Origin of the sequence: Pseudomonas mosselii (assembly GCF_003205295.1) — a bacterium.
Lineage (GTDB): Bacteria > Pseudomonadota > Gammaproteobacteria > Pseudomonadales > Pseudomonadaceae > Aquipseudomonas > Aquipseudomonas mosselii_B.
In genome coordinates, this window is sequence record NZ_QJRP01000040.1 from 1 (window position 1) to 20,521 (window position 20,521).

Genomic DNA, 20,521 nt, shown 5'->3' on the forward strand with positions numbered 1-20,521 from the left:
GAGTCATTGCCGGCACCGCCGCTGACGATGTCGTCACCGGCCCCGCCATCGACGAAGTCGTTGCCGTTACCGCCCTGCACGACATCGTTGCCGCCACCGCCCAGCACCGTGTCGTTGCCGTCGCCACCGACCACCACATCGATGCCGACGCCACCGTCGAGGTTGTCGTTGCCCGCCCCGGCCTGCAGCGTGTCGTTGCCGACACCGCCATTGAGCGAATCATCGCCATCCCCCCCGTCGAGACTGTCGTCGCCGCCCCCCCCGTTCAGGCTGTCGGCGCCGAGGCCACCGATCAACTGGTCGTTGCCGGCATCGCCGTTGAGCGTGTCGTTGCCGGCGTTGCCGACCAGGGTATCGTTGCCGCCGTCGCCACTGAGGGTGTCGTTGCCGGCACCGCCGGTGATGACGTTGTTCAGCCCGTTGCCGGTGCCGACGAAGTTGCCGACGCCGGTGTAGGTCAGGTTCTCGACGTTGGCGCTCAGGCTGTAGCTGGCCAGCGCGGTCAGCACGGTGTCGATGCCACCGCCACCCGCCTCGACCACCACATCCGAGGTGGAGTCGACGACATAGGTGTCGTTGCCGGCACCGCCCACCATCCGGTCACCACCGGCACCGCCATCGAGCTGGTCGTTGCCGGCCCCGCCGGTGAGGGTGTTGGCCAGCGCGTTGCCGAAGCCTGTGAAGTTGCCGCTGCCGGTGAAGGTGAGGTTCTCGACGTTGGCGCCAAGCTGATAGCTGAGCAGGCTGGTCTGCACCAGGTCGGTACCGCCACCAGCCGCCTCGACAACGCTGTCGCCGGCATTGTCGACCACGAAGGTGTCGTTGCCGAGGCCGCCGTCCATGGCATCCGCGCCAACGCCACCGTTGAGGGTGTCGTTGCCGTCCTCGCCGAACAGGAAGTCGCCGTCGTCACCGCCGTTGAGGATGTCGTTGCCCGCCCCACCGAACAGCTGGTCCACCGCGCCCAGGCCATTGAGCGTGTCGTTGCCGCCCAGGCCGCGCAGCACATCGTTGCCAGCGCCGCCGGTGAGTGTGTTCGCCGCATTGGTGCCCACCAGGGTGACGCCGGTCAGCAGGCGCACCGCCGTGGTCGCGGCGGAGGTCACGGTTTCCTGGGCGCCGAAGCCGTCGGTGTAGCGCACGATCACTCGCAATTGCTGGTTGCCCTGGGCGAAGCCCGGGGTGTAGCTCGCCGTGGTGGCGCCAGCGATGTCAACGAAGTTGCCGCCCACGCCCTGCTGCCACTGGAAGCTGAAGGCGCCCAGCCCGTCGAGATCCGCGATGCCGGCGGTCGAGGCAGTCAGCAGCTGCCCCTGGTCCGGCGTGGTGTCGCTGATCAGCACCGTGCCAGTCGGCGCGTCGTTGACGTTGGCCACCGGTCCGAGGATGTCGGAGGCGGCGCGCTCGGCCACGCCGAAGGTATCCACGTAGCCCACCTGCACCCGGACATGCTGGCCGACCTGGGGCTGGCCAAGGGTGAAGGTACTGGCGGTGGCACCGGCGATATCGACCCAGCCGGCGCCGTTGTTCATCTGCCACTGGAAGGTGAACGGCGCGCTGCCGATGCCGTCGGCGTCGACGATGGTCGCCGGGTTGGCGCTCAGCACCTGGTTCTGCACCAGCAGCCCGGCCACGGCGGGCCCGCTGCTGGGCGCGCTGTTGGCCGAGGAGTCGACGATCTCCAGGGTGCCCTTGGCGTCCTGGTACACCGCCCGCACGCGGATGTTCAGGCCGGCGACATCGTCCGCCACCCGGTAGGTGCTGCCGATCGCCCGCGAGACCTCGCCGGCGGCGACGAAGGTGATGTCCTCGTAGACGCCCGTGCCGGGGATGTTCTCCACCTGCCAGTAGTAGGCCACCGGCCCGCTCAGCGCGCCGCTGGGGTTGCTCGCGCCCTGGTTGTCGGCGTCATGCACCGCCAGGTCGCTGACCCGCAGCAACTGCCCGGCCACGGGCGTGTCATCGCGCAGGCCGGTGGCATCGTCGACGATCGCCAGGTGGCCGCTGGGGCCGTTGTTCACCGCGCTGCCCACGCCGGAAGCCTGGGCGCCGTCGGCGAACTGCAGGCGCTCGATGCCGGTCAGGCGATCGACGCCGTCGCGGCCGACCACCGTGTCGGTGACGATCACCGTGTTGCCCTCGACGACGATGCGGTAGTCCGTGGCGATGCCGGAGAACAGCGCGGTGTCGTACTGGTCGGTACCGCTGAGGATCTCCCGCACGATCACCAGCTGGCCGGGGTTGTAGGTGCCCTTGAGCATCAGCGGCACCATCGGCTCCATGCTGTCGAACGAGGCGATCTCCGGCCCGCTGCCGTCGCTGTTGGCACGCACGCTGATGCGCACGTTCAGCCACTTGTCACCGTCGAGGATATCGTCACCACCACGTCCTTCGATCAGGTCGCTGCCACTGCCACCGAGGATGATGTTGCCACCGTCGTAGAAGGTCGCGCCGGCCGGCAGCAGCCCGGCCAGGCCGTTGATCAGGCTGATGTTGGTGAGCACGCTGCCGGTGGCCCCGGCGGTCGGCAACGAGGTGGCGTCCTCGTTGTCGCCGCGCAGGAAGTCACCGTGCGCCGAGCCCGACAGGCCTTCCATGATGTCGAAGCGCACCAGCGCCGAAGCCCCCGATCCCGGTACCGGCGGCACATCGAAGAAGCGGTCGCTGTAGTCGACGGTCACGCCCTGGGCCAGGCCTTTGAAGGTCGCCCAGTCATAGCCGGAACCGCCGATGTAGCGATCGCCGAAGCCGAGGCTGCCGACCATGATGTCGTCGCCGCCTTCACCGTTGAACTTGTCGTTCTCGTTGCCGCCGACGAACACGTCGTTGCCGATCACCGGGTCGTTGCCGAGGGGGTCGAAGTTGTCGCCGGGGGCGCCGTCCGAGGTGCCCTTCTCGATCCAGTCGTCGCCTTCGTTGCCCATGTCCTGCTCGTTGGCCTTGCTGCCGAGGATGAAGTCGTTGCCCTGGCCGCCGATGGCCTCGGAAGCATCCTCGCCGGTGACGATGAAATCGTTGCCGAAGCCGCCGATGATCAGGTTGACGCCATTGCCGCCATGCAGCACATCGTTGCCGTCGCCGCCCTGGATGTTATCGTCGCCGCCCATGTCGCTGATGATGTCGTCGCCTGCACCGCCGCGCAGCTGGTCGTTACCGTAGCCGCCTTCGATGCGGTCGTTGCCGCCGTCGCCCCAGACCGTGTCGTCGCCTTCGCTGGAGACCAGGATGTCGTCGCCCTGGGTGCCGCCCAGCACGATGTGCTGGTCACCGGCATAGCGGATGTAGTTGCTGTCGGGCCCGACGGTCAGCGGGCTGTCGCGGAACACCACCTGCTGGCCGTTGTCGCCGAGCGGGTCGGCGTTGCCCAGGCCGTCGTTGTACTGCTTGCTGCGGTCCAGCTCCAGGTAGAACCCGGGGTCGGAGAACACCAGGCCCGGCAGGTGCGTGGCCGAGGTGTTGGCCATGATCAGCTTGGCGAACGAGTTGCTTTCCAGCTCGGCGTTCATCGACAGGCCGGCGGTGCGCTCCAGGTAATAGAAGCGGTCGCCGTCCTGCAGTTTCTCCAGCTGGTTCTCGAACACGAAGTTGAAGGTGCTGCCGAGCATGCCGCCGAACGGGGTCTTGGCCTCGGCCAGGCCGCCAATCCACAGGTCGATGGCATCGACGCCGGTCACGGTTACGCCCTTGAGGTCATCGACAGTGCCCAGCACCCCATCCTTGCCCGCCAGCGTCACGTTGGCCCAGCTGCCGCTGCCGTTGAGGAAGTCCAGGCGGTCGGACGGCGCGTCCGCGCCACCGAACACCAGGGCCAGGGCCGCGGCGCGCTTGCCGTCGAGGGTGGTGGCCGAGGTGATGGAGCCGTGGGTGCCGTAGGCGGCGATGAAGTTGATCAAGGACTCCGGGTGCTTGAGGTGCTGCACCAGGTCGACCCAGCTGGTGTAGGGCTTGAGCTGGGTATCACCGGTCTGCCCGAAGATGTCGCGGCGCACGGCGTTCAGCGAGGGGATGCCGACATCGCGGCCACGGGCGATGTTGATCGCCGGCAGGTCCAGCGGCAGGCCGAGCAGGTTGTTGCGCAGCGCCTCGGTGACGAACTCGTCGATCTCGTTGCCGGCCTGGCGGGTCACCCCGCGCACGATGGCGCTGGTCGCCTCCTCGGGGGTCACGCCGCTGGCGGCGTAGGCCAGCGGGTTGAGGAACGCCGCAATCAGGCCCATCTGCTGCTCGGGGTTGGCGCTGGCCGGGTCGCCGATCACCTTGAAATCGATGTCGAAACGGTCGACGGTCTCGGTCAGCATCGAGTGGCCGAAGCGGTACACGGTGTGCGCGAACTCGGCGACGATCGAGGCATCGAGGTCGACGTCGTAGACCTGGGTCGGGGCGAAGAACAGGTCGACACGCGGCTGGATGGTGCGGGCGAACTCCTCGAACACCAGGTGCTGGTACTGCATCTCGGTGCCGAACTTGGCCGCCTGGAACAATCGCTCGCCGTTCCACATCAGGGCGTCGATCTCGGCCTGGCTGGCGGGCAAGGCGCTGACCGGGGTCAGCAGCCACTCGTTGAGGAAGGCCAGGTCGCCCGAGTCGAGCACGGTGTCCTGGGTCTGCGCCACCAGCCGGTTGTGCTCTGAGTGGAAGATCGCATGCACGGCGGTCAGGCCGATGTTCTCGTTGACCCGGCCATCGCCGGCGATGTAGTGGGCGTCCAGCAGTTCGTTGTCGTAGGCCAGGTTGGCACCGGTGTGCGGATTGACCGGCACGGCGTTGCCGGTGGCGCTGTCGGCATCCGGCGCCAGCACGCCACCGATGGATACCGGCACGGCATTGTGAGCGATATCGGCAAGGAACTGATGGCCGGTGCGCACGGCGTTGGTCAGGTCGATCGGCGCCAACGGGTTGCCTTCGACCAGCACATCATCGGCGGTGCCGCCCAGGCCGTCGGCGCCCTTCATCACCACCATCGGATAGCCATGCGGCCCTTTGATGAAGTTGCCGTAAGCATCAGTGGCCAGCAGCGGCACGTTGTCGACGTCGGCGTCGGTCAGGTGGATGCCGAGGATGTCGTTGGCCTGGGCCTTGACCACCTTCCAGGTGGCCATGCCACCGATCTCGCTGTCGTCGCCGGTACCGAACTTGCCGTCGGCGCCCAGGTCGCGGTTGGTGATCAGCCGGCCGGTGGCGACAGGGCCACTGGCGGTGAGCTGGTAGCCACGCAGGAACACCTGGTGCGAGGGGTGCGAGCTGTAGGTCTGGTTCTGGTCCACGAACGGCGTGGTGGTGTTGGTGTGCTCATGGATGTCATCGGCGTTGCCGAGGATGCCGTCCGGCCCTGGCAGGTTGGTGGCGCGGGTCAGCACCATGAAATTGGCGGCGCCGCCAGGCACGTACAGGGGGTCGTCCGGCTGCAGGGGGATGAAGATGGTCCCCGAACCGCCCTTGGTGACCAGGTCCAGGCCATGGTCGAAGAACTGGCCGAAGAAGGTCATCCAGGCGTTGAACGGCGCCGACAGCCCGGCATCCGCCGAGGTGTTCTCGAACAGGAAGACATCATGATCGTCGCCGGTGCCGAACTGGCCGTCCATGCCGGGGCTGGCGACCACCCGCACACCGTCCTTGAGCTGGTCGTCGTTGCCCGGCGTGCCGAAGTCCAGCACGCCGTTGGCGCCGGGGTCGTAGGCGCTGGCGTAGGCCGCCGGGTTGTTCGAGGTCTGGTCGACGATCAGGTTGCTGATGGTGCGCGGCTGCGAGTCGAACACGTAGCCGCTGGTCTGCTGGTACGACGAGCCGGGAATGGCCGGTGAGCCGGGGCCAAAGAACCCGGCAGGCGCGCCCTCGGCGGCATTGAACACCGGGTCGGTCAGGCGCGGGAAGACATTGTCGGCGGCGCCATACTCGGTGTGGTCATGGCCATTGAGGTTCATCAGGTTGTTGTTCGAGCCGTCGACCGCGCGCAGGCCCAGGGGCGCGCGGATGTTGGGGATCAGCGAGAGGATGTCCTGCCCGGCGGCATCCGCTTCGGCAATCTTGATCTGGGCAAGGATGAAGTTGAGGTCGGAGCGGACCATGTGCAGGCCCTCGCCCCCCGCGCTGGCATCGACCACTGGCGTGGGCACGGTCGGCACCACCGGCGCGCCGGCCTCGACCACGCTGGTGGGCGCGGAGAACAGCACCTCGGTGGTGCCGTGGGCGTCCTGGTAGATCGCCTTGACCCGCAGCGACAGGCCGACCAGGTCCGGCGACACCTTGAACGCGGTGCCATCGGCGCTCTGGAACGCCAGGTCGCCGGCCGGCAGCAGGATGATGTCCTCGAACACACCGCTGCCGGGGTCGGCCTCGAACTGCCAGTAGTAGGACACCGAGGCATTGACCAGGGTGCCCAGCGGGTTGCCCGCCGTGACGTTGTCGCCGTCGCGCACCCCGGCCATGCTCACGCTGAGGATATCGCCCACGGTGATCGCGCCACCGTTGCCGTCACTGAGGCTCGGGCTGCCGGTCGGCTGCGCGTTCAGCCCCGGCACCAGCACGCGCTGGGCATCGGCGAACTGCAGGCGCTCGATGTGCAGCAGGGTATCGGTGCCGTCACGCCCGGCCACGGTATCGGCCACGGTCCACACATCGTCCGCCAGGTCGGCGGTGCCGCGGGTGTCCTGGGTCACCACGTACTCGGCCTGCACCCCGGAGAACACCGCGGTGTCGAAGGCCGCGCCGCCAGTCGAGGTGCCGGGCAGGATTTCCCGGATGGCCTTGAGCTGGCCGGGGTTGTAGGTACGGTCGAGCATGAACGGGATCATCTCGACCATGCTGTCGAAGCTGGCGATCTCAGGCCCAGTGTGGTCGACGTCATCGGCGGCGTAGACCGCGATGCGCACGTTGAGCCACTTGTCGCCGTCGATCAGGTCGTCGCCGCCACGGCCCTCGATCAGGTCGCTGCCATTGCCACCCAGCAGGATGTTGCCGGTGGCAAAGCCCGTGGTCGGCAGCCCGGCGTCGGCGAGGAACTGCGCCAAGCCGCGGATCAGCGCGACATTGCTCAGGGCGCTGCCGGTGGTGCCGCCATGGTTGAGGATGGTGACCGCATCGACGTCGTCGCCCTTGAGCACGTCGGCGAAGCGCGAACCGGACAGCCCCTCGACCTCGGCGAAGCGATCGAGGATCGACGCCGGCGAGGCGCCGACCGGGTTGAACACCCCGGCGTTCTGGTTCGGCGCGTTGCCATGGGGCTGTGCCAGCGCGGCCAGGCTCAGGTCGGCGGTGACGCCGACCTGGTCGTTCTTGTAGGTGATCCAGTCGAAGCCGGACATGCCGTCCATCTTGTCCTGGGCATCGCTGCCGACAAAGATGTCGTCGCCGCCCTCGCCGATCATTTCGTCGAAGCCGCCGCCACCGACGAAGATGTCGTTGCCCACCACTTCATCGGTAAGCAGCGGCGCGAAGTTGTCGCCCGGCGCGCCGTCCTGGGTGCCCTTCTCGATCCAGTCGTCGCCTTCGTTGCCGGTGGGCGGCAGGTTGGTCTTGGCGCCGAGGATGAAGTCGTCGCCCTGTCCGCCGAAGGTGGTGCTGATGTCCTCGGTGGTGATGATGAAGTCCTGGCCGTCGCCGCCGAGGATCAGGTTGCCGGCGGCGAGCATGCTGCCGGCGACGATCACGTCGTTGCCGGCGTTGCCTTCCAGGCGGTTGTCGCCGAACGAATCGGTGATGATGTCGTCGCCTGCGCCACCGAGCACGGCATCGTTGCCGGCGCCGCCTTCGAGGTAGTCGTTGCCGCCATCGCCATAGAGCGTGTCGTCGCCTTCGCCGGAAAGGATGATGTCATCGCCCGAGGTACCGCCGAGCACCACGTGGTCTTCGCCGGTGTAGTGCAGGTAGTTGTCGTCCGGCCCGACGGTGTCGGGGTTGTCGCGAATGACCAGCGGCACGATCTCCACGCCGTTGATCTCGATCCCTCCGGTGGGGTCGGCGCGACCGTCGGCGCCAAGGCCGGTGAACTGGTTGGCCTGGTTGACCTCGAGGGTGAAGCTCGGGGTGAGGAACACGGTGTTGGACAGGTGGGTGACATCCGAGTTGGCCATGATCAGCTTGGCGAACGAGTTGTTCTCCAGCTCCGCGCCGAAGTTAAGGCCCGCGGTACGCGACAGGTAATAGAAGCGGTCGCCGTTCTGCAGGGCCTCCAGTTGGGTCTCGAAGACGAAGTTGAAGGACGAGCCGAGCATGCCGCCGAAGGGCATCTTTTGCTCGGCCAGGCCGCCGACCCAGAAGTCGATGGCGTCGACCCCGGTCACCGTCACCCCGCTCAGGTCGTCCGCGGTGCCCAGCACGCCGTCCTTGCCGGCCTTGGTCACGTTGGCCCAGGCGCCGCTGCCGTTGAGGAAGTCCAGGCGGTCGGACGGCGCGCCGCTGCCGCCCAGCACCAGGGCCAGGGCGGCAGCGCGCTTGTCGACCAGGGTGGTCGCCGAGGTGATCGAGGCGTGAGTGCCGTAGGCGGCGATGAAGTTGACCAGCGACGCGGGGTGCTTGAGGTGGTCGGCAAAGTCGACCCAGCTGATGTAGGGCTTGAGCTGGCTGTCGCCGGTCATGGCGTAGAACTCGCGCCGCGCCTCGTTGAGCGAAGGGATGCCGGTGTCGCGGCCACGGGCCAGGTTCAGCGCCGGCAGGTCCAGGGGCAGGCCGAGCAAGTTGTTGCGCAGCGCCTCGGTGACGAATTCGTCGATCTCGTTGCCGAGCTGGCGGGTCACGCCACGGATGATCGCCCCGGCCGCTTCATCGGCGGTGGCGCCGCTGCCGGCGAAGGCCAGCGGGTTGAGGAAGGCGGCGATCAGGCCCAGTTGCTGGTCCGGGTTGTCCGGATCGCTGAGGATCGGGTTGAACGCCGGGTCGAAGCGGTCGACGGTCTCGGTCAGCATCGAGTGGCCGAAGCGGTACACCACATGGGCGAATTCGGCGAGGATCGCCGGGTTGATCGAGGTGTCGTAGCCGCTGGGGGCGAGGAACTCGTCGATCTGTGGCTGGATGGTGCGGGCGAACTCCTCGAACACCAGGTGCTGGTACTGCATCTCGGTGCCGAACCTGGCCGCCTGGAACAGGCGTTCGCCATTCCATACCAGCGCCGCCACCTCGGCGGGCGTGGCGGGCAAGGCGGCCACATCGTCGATCAGCCACTCGTTGAGGAACGCCAGGTCGCCCGAGACAAGGATGGTGTCCTTGGTCTGCTGGACCAGGCGGTTGTGCTCGGCGTGGAACACGTGGTGCACGGCGGTCAGGCCGATGTTCTCGTTGACCCGGCCGTCACCTGCGATGTAGTGGGCGTCGAGCAGTTCGTTGTCGTAGGTCAGGTTGTTGCCGCCCGGGCCCATGGGCTGGGCATTGCCCACGGCACTGTCGGCATCGGCCTGCAGCACCCCGCCGACCAGCACCGGCTCGGCGTTGTGGGCGATGTCGTCGAGAAAACCATGGCCGCTGCTCACGGCATTGACCAGGCTGATGGGCGCGGCGCGGTTGCCTTCGACCAGCTGGGTGACGTCGTCGGCGGTGCCGGCAATGCCGTCGGCGCCATTGCCCACGCGGATCACCACCTGCGGCATGCCGTTGGGCCCACGCAGGAAGTTGCCATAGGCGTCGGTGGCCAGCAGTGGCACCCGGTGCACGTCGGCGTCGGTCAGGTTGATGCCGAGGATGTCGCGGGCCTGGGCCTTGACCACGGCCCAGGTGGCCATGCCGCCGTTCTCGCCGTTGCCATCGTCGCTGGTGCCGAACTTGCCATCGGCGCCCAGGTCACGGTTGGTGATCAACCGCCCAGTGGCCACCGGGTGACCGGCCGCGTCGAGGGCGTACTCGCGCAGGAATACCTGGTGCGAGGGGTGCGAGCTGTAGGTCTGGCTCTGGTCGACGAAGGGCGAGGTGGTGTTGGGCTGGCCATCGTCGGCGGTACCGACCACGCCATCGGCACCGGCCGTGCGCACGGCACGCGGCAGCACCATGAAGTTGGTCGGGCTGTTGGCCACGTACAGCGGGTCGTCCGGTTGCAGCGGGATGAACACCATCTGGCTGCTGCTCTTGGTGACCAGGTCCAGGCCGTGGTCGAAGAACTGACCAAAGAAGGTCATCCAGGCGTTGAAGCCGGCGGTCAGACCGGCATCCGGCGACTGGTTGGGAATGAAGAACACCTCTTTGTCATCGGCGGTGCCGAACACCCCGTCGATGCCGGGGCTGAGCACCGGGGCGGCGCCGCCGTTGGCATCGACCGCGGCCGGGTTGTTGGCGGTCTGGTCGACGATCAGGTTGCTGATGGTGCGCGGCTGGCTGTCGCTCACCGTGCCGGTGCCGGAATACGCCGCGCGGTACTGGGCATCCATCAAGCGCAGGAAGGCGTTGTCCGAGGCGCCGAACTCGCTTTGCCCGGTCACCAGGTTGTTGTAGCTGCCGTCGACGGTGCGCAGGCCGAACGGCACCTGGCTGTTGGGCAGCAAGTCGATGAGGCTGGCGCCCTGGGCGTGGGCCTCGGCGATGAAGATCTGCTGGAGGATGAATTGCAGGTCGGACTTGCTGAAATTGGCCATGATGGTTGACCTCTGTCTGTCGGGAGCGAGGCGCAGGCGCCCGTCGCGCCCGGTCGGTGGCGTGCACGGTCATGCGGTTCGGTTTTTTTATGGCGAATACGGGCGCGCAACCGCGTTACCCGTCGTGCGGGCTACATGCCTCGGATTCGCGAAGGTTCAGGGCTCGCCGTCGCTCAGGCGCGGCGCCCCCGGGCCCGGGGCGGGCCATGGTTTCTCGAATGGCAGGGGAACGTCCTGTAGAGCCCATTCACTCGGTACAAGAACAGGAGACGAGCCATGTTCTGCTCCCACAGGAATGTCGACAAGGATTCGCGAGGGGTCCGGGCGACAGCAGGCCTGCGGCGAAAGTTCCCACGAACTGATTAAGACTAAAGTTGCGCGGCAAAATATTGTCAATATCTCGTCAGCAAAAAATGTCGCGCATCGATAATGCTTATCAAGCCACTGTTTTTAATAGGAACTTGAAGGAATCCATAGAGCAAAAAGATATTACAAGATGTTTCTACGCAACCTACTCTGCTGCTTGTGGGCGCCCTGCAGCGTATTCGGAATAACCCGCCAAAAGAGCGACAGACCTTCTGCAGGCCAGCAACCACAAGGCTTTTAGCCCGACCACCGCAACGGCGGCCGGCATTTTGCGCAGAGGGAGGCTCCCCCGATGACCAGGCAGACAGGTACCCGCTCCGAGCTGGCCGAGGCACTGTTTCAACTGCGACGCAGTTTCTATGCCCTGGCGGTGTTCAGCGGGGTGATAAACGTCATGATGTTGACGCCTGCCGTGTACATGCTGCAGGTGTACGACCGCGCGCTGGTCAGCCGCAACCTCACGACCCTGGGCATGCTGACGGTGCTGGTGGTGGGGCTGTTCCTGCTGATGACCACCCTGGAGATGCTGCGCAGCCGGGTGCTGGTGCGGGTCGGCAACCGCCTGGACATGGCGCTCAACCGACGCCTGTTCAGCGCCGCCTTCGAGCGCAACCTCAGCCGTGCCGGCGGCAGCCCCGGCCAGGCCCTGCAGGACCTGGCGCAGGTGCGTCAGTTCCTCACCGGCAACGGCCTGTTCGCCTTTTTCGACGCGCCCTGGACACCGATCTACCTGCTCGTCGCCTACCTGATCCACCCGCTGCTCGGCCTGGTCACGCTGGTCGGCTCGCTGATCCTCGCGGCACTGGCCTGGCTCACCGAAAAGGCCACCAAGCAGCCCCTGGGCGAGGCCAACCACGCCGCCCTCGCCTGCGCTCACTACGCCAACAACAACCTGCGCAACGCCGAGGTGATCGAGGCCATGGGCATGCTGGCGTCGATCAGCCAGCGCTGGTTCCAGAGCCACCTGCGCATCCTGCAGATGCAGACCCTGGCCTCCGACCGCGCCGCCGTCATCGGCAGCATCGGGCGCTTCGTGCGCATCACCCTGCAGTCGCTGATCCTCGGCACCGGGGCCCTGCTGGCGATCGAGGGCAAGATCACCCCGGGCATGATGATCGCCTGCTCGATCCTGACCGGCCGGGCCCTGGGCCCGGTAGAGCAGGTGATCGCCGCGTGGAAGCCGTTGCTCGGCTGCCGCCTGGCCTGGGGCCGGCTCAACGGCTTGCTGCAGGACTATCCGCAGCGCCCGCCGAGCATGTCGCTGCAACGGCCGCTGGGCATGCTGGCGGTGGAGAACGTGTATGCCGGCGCGCCCGGCACCGGCAGCACCATCCTGCGCGGTGTCAGTCTGGGCCTGACCCCGGGTGAGAGCCTCGGGGTGATCGGCCCGTCCGCCTCGGGCAAGTCGACCCTGGCGCGGTTGCTGGTCGGGGTGTGGCCGGCCCAGGCCGGCAAGGTGCGCCTGGACGGCGCCGACATCTTCACCTGGAACAAGCGTGAACTGGGCCCCTGGCTCGGCTACCTGCCCCAGGATGTCGAGCTGTTCGAAGGCAGCATCGCCGACAACATCGCCCGCTTCGCCGAGGTGGACAGCGAGGCGGTGATCCGCGCCGCCAAAAGCGCCGGCGTGCACGACATGATCCTGCGCTTTGCCCAAGGCTACGACACCCGCCTGGACAGCGACGGCGGCCCGCTGTCCGGCGGTCAGAAGCAGCGTATCGCCCTGGCCCGCGCGCTGTACGGCGAACCCAACCTGATCGTGCTGGACGAACCGAACGCCAACCTCGACGACCTCGGCGAGAAGGCCCTGGTCGACGCCCTGGCCGAACTCAAGGGCCGCGGCGCCACGGTGGTGCTGATCTCGCACCGCCCCAACGTGCTCTGCGCCGTCGACAAGGTGCTGATGCTGCGCGACGGCGCCGTGCAGATGCTCGGCAGCCGTGAAGAAGTGTTCGCCGCCCTGCGCACGGCCAGCGTGATCCCCGCTGGCGCCGCGACCCCGCTGGCCGCCGTCAAGGTACGGGAGTGACCGATCATGATCCATTCCATGCAAACCGAACTGCTTCCGGCCGACGCCAACCCGATCGACCTCGACGTCGGCAAACCCGTGCGCTGGGGCCTGTGGCTGGTGCTCGCCGGCTTCGGCGGTTTCCTCCTGTGGTCATGGCTGGCGCCCCTGGACGCCGGTGTGGTCGCCACCGGCACGGTCAAGGTCACCAGCAACCGCAAGGCCGTGCAGCACCTGACCGGCGGCACCGTCGAAGCGATCCTGGTGCACGAGGGTGAGCGGGTGAACAAAGGCCAGGCGCTGGTGCGCCTCGACGCCCTGCATGCGCTGGCCGAGCAAGGCGCAGTCAGCGCCCAGTACATCGTCAGCAAGACCGTGGAGAATCGCCTGGAGGCCGAACGCGACGGCCACGACACGGTAACCTTCGCCCCTGCCCTGCTGCGCCAGTTCGAAGACGACCCGCGCCTTTTGGCGGCCATGGACCTGCAACAGCACCTGCTGGCGACCCGGCGCGCGGGTCTGGCCGGCGAGATCGGCATCCTCGAGGAGAACCTCGCCGCCTCGGCGGTGCAGCTCAAGGGCCTGCAGCAGGTGTATGGCGCCCGCGCCTCGCAGATCGGCTTCCTCGGCCAGGAACTGCAAGGCACGCGCATGCTCGCGGCCGAAGGCTATGTACCGCGCAACCGCCTGCTGGAGCTTGAGCGCAGCAACGCCGACCTCTCCGCCGGCCAGGCCGAGAACCTCAACAACATCGCCCGGGTGCGCAGCCAGATCAACGAGCTCAGGCTGCGCGTCCTGCAGCGCCGCCACGACTACCTCAAGGAGGTGCAGTCGCAGCTGACCGACACCGCCAAGGAAAGCACCACCCTGGCCGACCGCCTGCGCGCCCTGGACTACGAAGTGACCCATACGATCATCCGCGCGCCCATCGACGGCATGGTCCAGGCCTTGAGCATCGCCACCGTCGGCGGGGTGGTCCAGCCCGGCAGCCGGATCATGGAGATCGTCCCGCTCGACGAGCCGCTGCAGGTCGACGCGATGATCCCGGTGCAGGCCATCGACCGCATGACCCCGGGCCTGGCCGTGGACATCGCCTTCCCCGCCTTCAACCACGCCAGCACGCCGAACATTCCCGGGCGCGTGCTGACCGTCTCCGCCGACCGCCTGCTCGACGAGGAGAGCAAGCAGCCGTTCTACCTGGCCCAGGTGGAGGTCACGGCCGACGGCATGGCTTTGCTTGGCAGCAACCATATCCGCCCCGGCATGCCCGCCACCGTCACCATCAAGACCGGCGAGCGCAACCTGCTGAGCTACCTGCTCAAACCCCTGCTCGAACGCGTCGACGCCGCGTTCAAGGAGCAATGAGATGAATCGCCATTGCCTTGGCCTGTGCCTGCTGACGCTGTCGTTGCCGGCCGGCGCCATGGACCTCAAGCAGGCCTGGGACCTGCTGCAGTACCAGGGGCCGATCTACCGCGCCGCGGTGCATGAACAGCAGGCCGGCCTGGAAAACCGCGCCATCGGCCAGGCCGGCCTGCTGCCGCAGGTCAACGCCTCGGCCTACGCCAACCGCATCGACGGCAGCCAGCGCCAGCACGGCATCGACAACGACCTCGACTATGACGCCACCGGCGCCAACCTGCGCCTGCGCCAGCCGCTGTTCAACAAGCAGAAGATGGCCGAATACCGACAGGGCCAGCAACGCGCCGACTACAGCGTGGCGGTGTTCGACGCCAAGAGCCAGGACGCCGCCGTGCGCCTGGCCGACAGCTACTTCGACGTGCTCCTGGCCAGCGAGACCATCACCCTGGCCCGGGCCAAGCTCGGTGCCTTCGAGGAGCAGCTCGGCTCGGCCAGGCGACGCATGCAGCTGGGGGCCGGCACCATCACCGACATCGACGAATCCCTGGCCCGGCGCGACCTCGCCGAGGCCGAACTGATCGAGGCCCAGGACAACCTGGCCAACGCCAGGCGCAAGCTGGCCGAATACATCGGTGAGACACCCACGTCGCTGACCACCCTGCAAGCGGACTTCGCCACCCCGCCGCTGCTCCCGGACAACCTGCGCGACTGGCTGGCCAGGGCCCAGGCAAACAGCCCGGTGATCCAGGCGCGCCGGCACGGCTATGTGCTGGCCGAGGAAGAGGTCAAGCGCGCCAAGGCCGGCCACTGGCCGACCCTAGACTTCGTCGCCGGCTACACCGCTGGCAAGAGCCAGTCGATCTCCGAGCTGAACCAGCGCAACCACTACAGTTCGATCGGCCTGGAGCTGAACATCCCGCTGTACAGCGGCGGCGGCGTCAGCGCGCTGAGCCGCCAGGCCAGCGCCAACAGCGCCAAGGCCCTGGACGAGCTCGATGCCACGCGACAGGAAGTCATCACTGGCACCACCCGCGAGTTTCGCGGCGTGCAAAGCGGCGCCCTGCGCGTGCACGCGCTGGAAAAGGCGGTGGCCTCCAACGAACGCTCGCTGCTGTCGGCACGCAAGGGTTTCAGTGCCGGCGGCACCAGCACCAACGCCGATGTGCTCGACGCCGAGGAGCTGCTGTTCGTGGCACGGCATGACCTGTTCGAGGCCAAGCTGCGCTACCTGATGTCGCGCCTGCGCCTGGCCTCGGCGGTGGGCAGCCTGGGGGATGACGACATCGACCAGATCAACCGGTACCTGGGGCCGGAGTTGTTGGTGAACAACTAGATCGAGATACAGCCCGCGACATCGGCCCACAGTTTGGCGATACTGCTCAGCCCTCATCCATGAAAAGGACTTCGCTGATGAAGCGACTGCTTGCCCTCACCCTCCTCACCCTGGCCATCGCCGGCTGCGACAAGGCCGACCAGACCACCGCGGCGACCAGCCAATGCGCCAAGGACACCGACTGCAAGGGTGAGCGCATCTGTGAAAGCGGCCAGTGCGTCAACCCGCAGCCTCAGGCCGCGCTATTGGCCAAGCCTACCGTCACCGCACCGCTGGCACCGAGCATCGCCTATGAGCCGCTGCCGATCAGCGACGAAGGCGCCGGTCCGTTCAGCGTCCAAGGCATGGAAATGGGCACCGCGTTGAACTACCAGTCCCGGGCAGGCGTGATGAACGTCATGGAGTCCGTCGTCGCCGACGCCGAAGGCACCGGCTACGTCGCTATCGAGAAAGCCTACGCCTTCGGCCCGAGCCGCTATGTGCTGGTGGTGTCCACGGGCGAAGGCGGCAATGCCTGCCCGGCGTCCACCTATGTCTTCAGCTTCGACACCAGCGGCGAGTACGTGGACGGCAAGGCCGAGGTGGACGGTTGTTCGGAAATGGTCGAAAGCATGGCCGAAGGTAACAAGCTGACCATCAAGAAGGATGGCGCCGCGACCGTGGTGTACAACGGCCAGGTGAAGTGAGTGGGCTCAGGCCGGCACCACGTTGGCCCAGTACCCCAGTACCCGCTGGATCCGAACCGGCAGGGTCTCGGTCAGCAGTATCAGGCTGGCATCCGGCTGGTCGAGGGACAATGACCTGCTGACCTGCAATCGCGCGACCCGCGGGTCGCACCTGAGCACGCCTGGGCGATAGTTGTCGAGTTCCTCGAGCACCTCGGCCAGGGGCATGCGCTCGGCCAACAGGTGTCCGTGGGTCCAGGCGCCGGCCCCGGCTGGCAGTGCTACCCTCGGGGTGCTGCCCGTGTCGCCGAACAGTTGCTGCCACCCGGCGTCCAGTGCCAGCGGAGCGGCCGAACCCCACGCGATCGATGCCACGCCATCAAGCATCTGCACCAGGGTGGCGGATGCTTGCTGCTGGACGATCAAACGCGCCGCCTGCCCCGGCATGATCCGTACCTGGGTGGTTCGCAGGCTGACACCGGCGCCCTGTGTCACCTCCAGCAGCACCCGACCACGTTGCAGGGTCACGGCGCGGCCAACGTTGTCCAGTGCGCTGCGGCTGTCCAGTAGCACCGAAAGGCCCGGTGCCAGTCGCCAACCGCGTCGCTGCCCCGTGCCAGTGGAGCAATCGCTGAACAGGGTTGGCAGCACGCCACACTGGATCACACCATAGCCACTGGCGAGGAGTACGCCGGTCGCGGTCAGGCCGCCGAGCAGCGTTCGCCGTGACACCTTCGCCCGGCCACCCTGGGTGCCCAGCGGCTCGGTATTACCGTTCTGAATCAGGTCCAGTGCCGGGTCGCGGTGGGTTGAAGACATGCGGCGACTCTCTGGGGAGGGCGAAAAGGTGCTTATGATAATTCTTATCATTTACTTTTTGCCAGTTGCTCTGACTCGCTCTGGGGGTGTTCGCCGTAACCCTTGCAGCGCCTATCAGATCGAGCGCCGCCCGCGCGGCGCATCGCGGCACAAGGCCGCTCCTACATCTGTTTCGGGCCAGGCAATCCTGTGCCATTACCTGGTCCGCCTTGTTGGTCCGACGCAGTTTCAGGGTGGGCACCACTGGCGCCTCACCTATCTCAAGACATGCACCAAGGCGGGCAGCCATGGCCTGACAGGTTCGGCACGTTGCAACAAATGTGGGAGCGGCCTTGTGCCGCGATGCGCCGCGCGGGCGGCGCTCGATCTCATAGGCGCTGCAAGAGCTGCGGCGAGCACCTCCCGAAGCCCCCCCTCCAGAACTTTTTCCATTTTCCCGGTCTATTGGGTGAGTGCGCTCCACGGCTTCTCCAACAGCCACCGAACGCACGCTCACCTGCCATTCAGAGGTTGTCTTCTCTCATGAAACTCCCTGCTCCATGCATGCTGCTCGTTGGCCTGTTCGCACTCGCGGCTGCAGGCTCAGCATCCGCCGCACCGATGAAGACCTCGACACCTCCCGCACACACACTCGACCTGGCAGACCGCCAGGCCAGCGAAAACCCTTGGCCAAGCCTGGCCAGCGCACCCTCGGCAGCGCTGCTGGCCCATGACGACCGCTACCGGCGCGACGAGCGCTGGCACGATCACCGTGACGACTGGCGTCGGGAACAGTGGCGCCGCGAACAATGGCGCCGGGAGCAGCACCGCCGGGAAATGGAACGGCAACGCTACTGGGAACGCCATCACGAGCGCGCCCTGCGTCATCGCCATGACGACGACCACCGCTACTATCGCCGCTGAACAGCCCACGCGCTGCCAAAAACCGTAACTCATTGATTTAACCAGGCCCTGTGGGAGCGGCCTTGCGTCGCGAAAGGGCTGCGCAGCAGCCCCGGCAATTTCGATGGTGGCTCGAAATCAGGGGCCGCTACGCGTCCCTTTCGCGACGCAAGGCCGCTCCCACAGAGGTCCAGTTCCCTGCGCACAGCACAGCCCAATCTTCTGCACCGAAGTCATCCACCGGATAGGGTTGCAAGATACATATGAAAATACGTATATTCGATTTTCCATATGTATAGGCCATCACCATGCTCACGCCTCCCGAGGTATTCAAATGCCTCGCCGACGAGACCCGCGCCCGCGCCACCTTGCTGATCGCCCAGTCGGGCGAGTTGTGCGTCTGCGAGTTGATGTGCGCCCTCGGCGACAGCCAGCCGAAGATCAGTCGCCACCTGGCCCAACTGCGCAACTGCGGCCTGTTGCAGGACCGCCGCCAGGGCCAGTGGGTGTACTACCGCCTCGCCCCGCAGCTCCCCGCCTGGGTGCATGACCTGCTGCAGCTGACCCTGCGAGCCAACGAAACCTGGCTGCACGACAACACCACCCGCCTGCAGCACATGGACGGCCGCCCGCAACGCGCCGCCTGCTGCTGAACCTGCCCCCGGAAAACACCCATGCTGATCGCGATCGCGGTATTCGTCTTCACCCTGGTGCTGGTGATCTGGCAACCCCGTGGCCTGGGCGTAGGCTGGAGCGCGGCACTCGGCGCGCTGATCGCCCTGGCCGTCGGCGCGGTCTCGCTGCAGGACATCCCGGCGGTCTGGGCCATCGTCTGGAACGCCACGGCCACCTTCATCGCCATCATTATCATCAGCCTGCTGCTCGATGAAGCCGGCTTCTTCGAATGGGCCGCCCTGCATGTGGCGCGCTGGGCCAATGGCAGCGGCTACCGCCTGTTCGCCTTCTGCGTGCTGCTGGGCGCGGCGGTGTCGGCGCTGTTCGCCAACGACGGCGCCGCGCTGATCCTCACCCCCATCGTCATGTCGATGCTGCTGGCCTTGCGATTCTCGGCCGCCACGACCCTGGCGTTCGTCATGGCCGCTGGTTTCATTGCCGACACCGCGAGCCTGCCGCTGGTGGTGTCGAACCTGGTCAATATCGTCTCGGTGGACTATTTCGGCCTGGGCTTCGGCGAGTACGCCGCGGTGATGGTCCCGGTGAACCTGGTCAGCGTCGCCACCACCCTCGGCGTGCTGTGGCTGTTCTTCCGTCGCGACCTGCCGCGTCACTATGCCCTTGATGCGCTCAAGGCCCCCGAAGCGGCGATCCATGACCGCGCCACCTTCGTGGTCGGCGGCTGGATGCTGCTGGTGCTGCTGGTCGGGCTGTTCGCCCTGGAACCGCTGGGCGTGCCGGTCAGCGCGGTGGCGGCGGTGTGCGCGGCGATGCTGTTCGCCGTCGCCGCCCGCGGCCATCGCATCTCCACCCGCCGCGTGCTGCGCGAGGCGCCCTGGCAGGTGGTGATCTTCTCGCTGGGCATGTACCTGGTGGTGTACGGCCTGAAGAACGCCGGCCTCACCGACCTGCTCACGCAACTGCTCGACCGCCTGGCCGCGCACGGCCTGTGGAGTGCCACCCTCGGTACCGGCCTGCTCGCCGCCTTGCTGTCGTCGGTGATGAACAACATGCCCAGCGTGCTCATCGGCGCCTTGTCGATCCAGGCCAGCGATGCCCAGGGTCTGGTACGCGAAGCGATGATCTACGCCAACGTCATCGGCTGCGACCTGGGCCCCAAGATCACCCCCATCGGCAGCCTCGCCACCCTGCTCTGGCTGCACGTGCTGGAGCGCAAGGGCATGCGCATCACCTGGGGCTACTACTTCAAGGTCGGCATCCTGCTGACCCTGCCGGTCCTGTTGATCACCCTCTCGGCCCTGGCCTTGCGCCTGAGCCTTTGATACCCGGAGCGCCCCATGCGAGTCCTGTTCATGTGCACAGCCAACAGCTGCCGCAGCATCCTCAGCGAAGCCCTGTTCAACCACCTGGCGCCGCCGGGCTTGCAGGCCGTGAGCGCCGGCAGCTTTCCCCGGGGCCAGGTGCTGCCGCGCAGCCTGAGCACCCTGCAACAGGCCGGCATCGCCATCGAGGGGCTGAGCAGCAAAGGCAACGACGCCTTCGCGCACAACCTGCCGGACATCGTCATCACCGTGTGTGACAAGGCCGCCGGAGAAACCTGCCCGGTGTACTTCGGCCCGGCGCTGAAGTGCCACTGGGGACTGGCGGACCCGTCCGAGGTGGTGGGCGACGAGCAGACCATCGACGCCGCCTTCCGCGCCACCCTGGCGCATATCGAACGGCGCTGCCGGGCGTTCTTCACCCTGCCCCTGGACCGCCTCGGGCGCGATCAGCTTGGGGTTGAGCTGGAAAAGATCGGCAGGCTCTGAGGACTGGTCCTTTCGAGGGGTTCGACATTAGAGTTGCAGCGCCTACAAGATCGAGCGCCGCCCGCGCGGCGCATCGCGGATGAATCCGC

Annotated in this window: 10 protein-coding genes; 8 read left to right on the forward strand and 2 right to left on the reverse strand. The window is 67.0% G+C overall.

Annotation, left to right across the window (positions count from 1 at the left end):
- Positions 1–10,553 (reverse strand): peroxidase family protein (locus DMX06_RS23210; protein WP_110739526.1); only part of this gene is annotated, 10,553 nt, incomplete at its 3' end.
- A 658-nt stretch (positions 10,554–11,211) separates the two neighbouring features.
- On the opposite strand from DMX06_RS23210, the gene DMX06_RS23215 reads away from it, so the two are divergent.
- From DMX06_RS23215 to DMX06_RS23230, 4 genes are all read left to right on the forward strand, one after another.
- Complete coding sequence (locus tag DMX06_RS23215; RefSeq protein ID WP_110739527.1) at positions 11,212–12,948, forward strand: type I secretion system permease/ATPase; 1,737 nt, start codon at positions 11,212–11,214, stop codon at positions 12,946–12,948.
- A 6-nt stretch (positions 12,949–12,954) separates the two neighbouring features.
- A complete protein-coding gene (locus DMX06_RS23220) occupies positions 12,955–14,292 on the forward strand; it encodes an HlyD family type I secretion periplasmic adaptor subunit (protein WP_110739528.1) in 1,338 nt (445 codons plus the stop codon).
- A gap of 1 nt (position 14,293) precedes the next feature.
- Positions 14,294–15,622 (forward strand): TolC family outer membrane protein, encoded by a 1,329-nt coding sequence (locus tag DMX06_RS23225; protein ID WP_110739529.1) that lies wholly within the window; start codon positions 14,294–14,296, stop codon positions 15,620–15,622.
- A 77-nt stretch (positions 15,623–15,699) separates the two neighbouring features.
- On the forward strand, positions 15,700–16,308 hold the full coding sequence (locus DMX06_RS23230) for a hypothetical protein (RefSeq protein WP_110739530.1): 609 nt from the start codon (positions 15,700–15,702) through the stop codon (positions 16,306–16,308).
- A gap of 6 nt (positions 16,309–16,314) precedes the next feature.
- Here the strand turns inward: DMX06_RS23230 and DMX06_RS23235 are convergent, their stop codons facing one another.
- Entirely contained in the window at positions 16,315–17,106 is a 792-nt protein-coding gene (locus tag DMX06_RS23235) for a FecR domain-containing protein (RefSeq protein ID WP_181427886.1), read from the reverse strand.
- A 600-nt stretch (positions 17,107–17,706) separates the two neighbouring features.
- Here DMX06_RS23235 and DMX06_RS23240 point away from each other — a divergent pair.
- From DMX06_RS23240 to DMX06_RS23255, 4 genes are all read left to right on the forward strand, one after another.
- The gene (locus DMX06_RS23240; RefSeq protein WP_309147760.1) at positions 17,707–18,009 is read left to right on the forward strand and encodes a hypothetical protein; all 303 of its coding nucleotides are present in this window, start codon (positions 17,707–17,709) and stop codon (positions 18,007–18,009) included.
- A gap of 287 nt (positions 18,010–18,296) precedes the next feature.
- Positions 18,297–18,641, forward strand: coding sequence for a metalloregulator ArsR/SmtB family transcription factor (locus tag DMX06_RS23245; protein ID WP_110739533.1), 345 nt, complete (start codon positions 18,297–18,299; stop codon positions 18,639–18,641).
- Between the two features lie 21 nt (positions 18,642–18,662).
- The gene (locus DMX06_RS23250) at positions 18,663–19,946 is read left to right on the forward strand and encodes an arsenic transporter (protein WP_110739534.1); all 1,284 of its coding nucleotides are present in this window, start codon (positions 18,663–18,665) and stop codon (positions 19,944–19,946) included.
- Positions 19,947–19,961: 15 nt separating this feature from the next.
- Positions 19,962–20,432 (forward strand): arsenate reductase ArsC, encoded by a 471-nt coding sequence (locus DMX06_RS23255; RefSeq protein ID WP_110739535.1) that lies wholly within the window; start codon positions 19,962–19,964, stop codon positions 20,430–20,432.
- Positions 20,433–20,521: the final 89 nt, after the last annotated feature.

What these genes read in the sequence shown, in the direction of transcription:
- DMX06_RS23215 (WP_110739527.1), top strand. Translation starts at nt 11,212, where the DNA reads ATGACCAGGCAGACAGGTACCCGCTCCGAGCTGGCCGAGGCACTGTTT.
- DMX06_RS23220 (WP_110739528.1), top strand. Translation starts at nt 12,955, where the DNA reads ATGATCCATTCCATGCAAACCGAACTGCTTCCGGCCGACGCCAACCCG.
- DMX06_RS23225 (WP_110739529.1), top strand. Translation starts at nt 14,294, where the DNA reads ATGAATCGCCATTGCCTTGGCCTGTGCCTGCTGACGCTGTCGTTGCCG.
- DMX06_RS23230 (WP_110739530.1), top strand. Translation starts at nt 15,700, where the DNA reads ATGAAGCGACTGCTTGCCCTCACCCTCCTCACCCTGGCCATCGCCGGC.
- DMX06_RS23235 (WP_181427886.1), bottom strand. Translation starts at nt 17,106, where the DNA reads ATGTCTTCAACCCACCGCGACCCGGCACTGGACCTGATTCAGAACGGT.
- DMX06_RS23240 (WP_309147760.1), top strand. Translation starts at nt 17,707, where the DNA reads ATGAAGACCTCGACACCTCCCGCACACACACTCGACCTGGCAGACCGC.
- DMX06_RS23245 (WP_110739533.1), top strand. Translation starts at nt 18,297, where the DNA reads ATGCTCACGCCTCCCGAGGTATTCAAATGCCTCGCCGACGAGACCCGC.
- DMX06_RS23250 (WP_110739534.1), top strand. Translation starts at nt 18,663, where the DNA reads ATGCTGATCGCGATCGCGGTATTCGTCTTCACCCTGGTGCTGGTGATC.
- DMX06_RS23255 (WP_110739535.1), top strand. Translation starts at nt 19,962, where the DNA reads ATGCGAGTCCTGTTCATGTGCACAGCCAACAGCTGCCGCAGCATCCTC.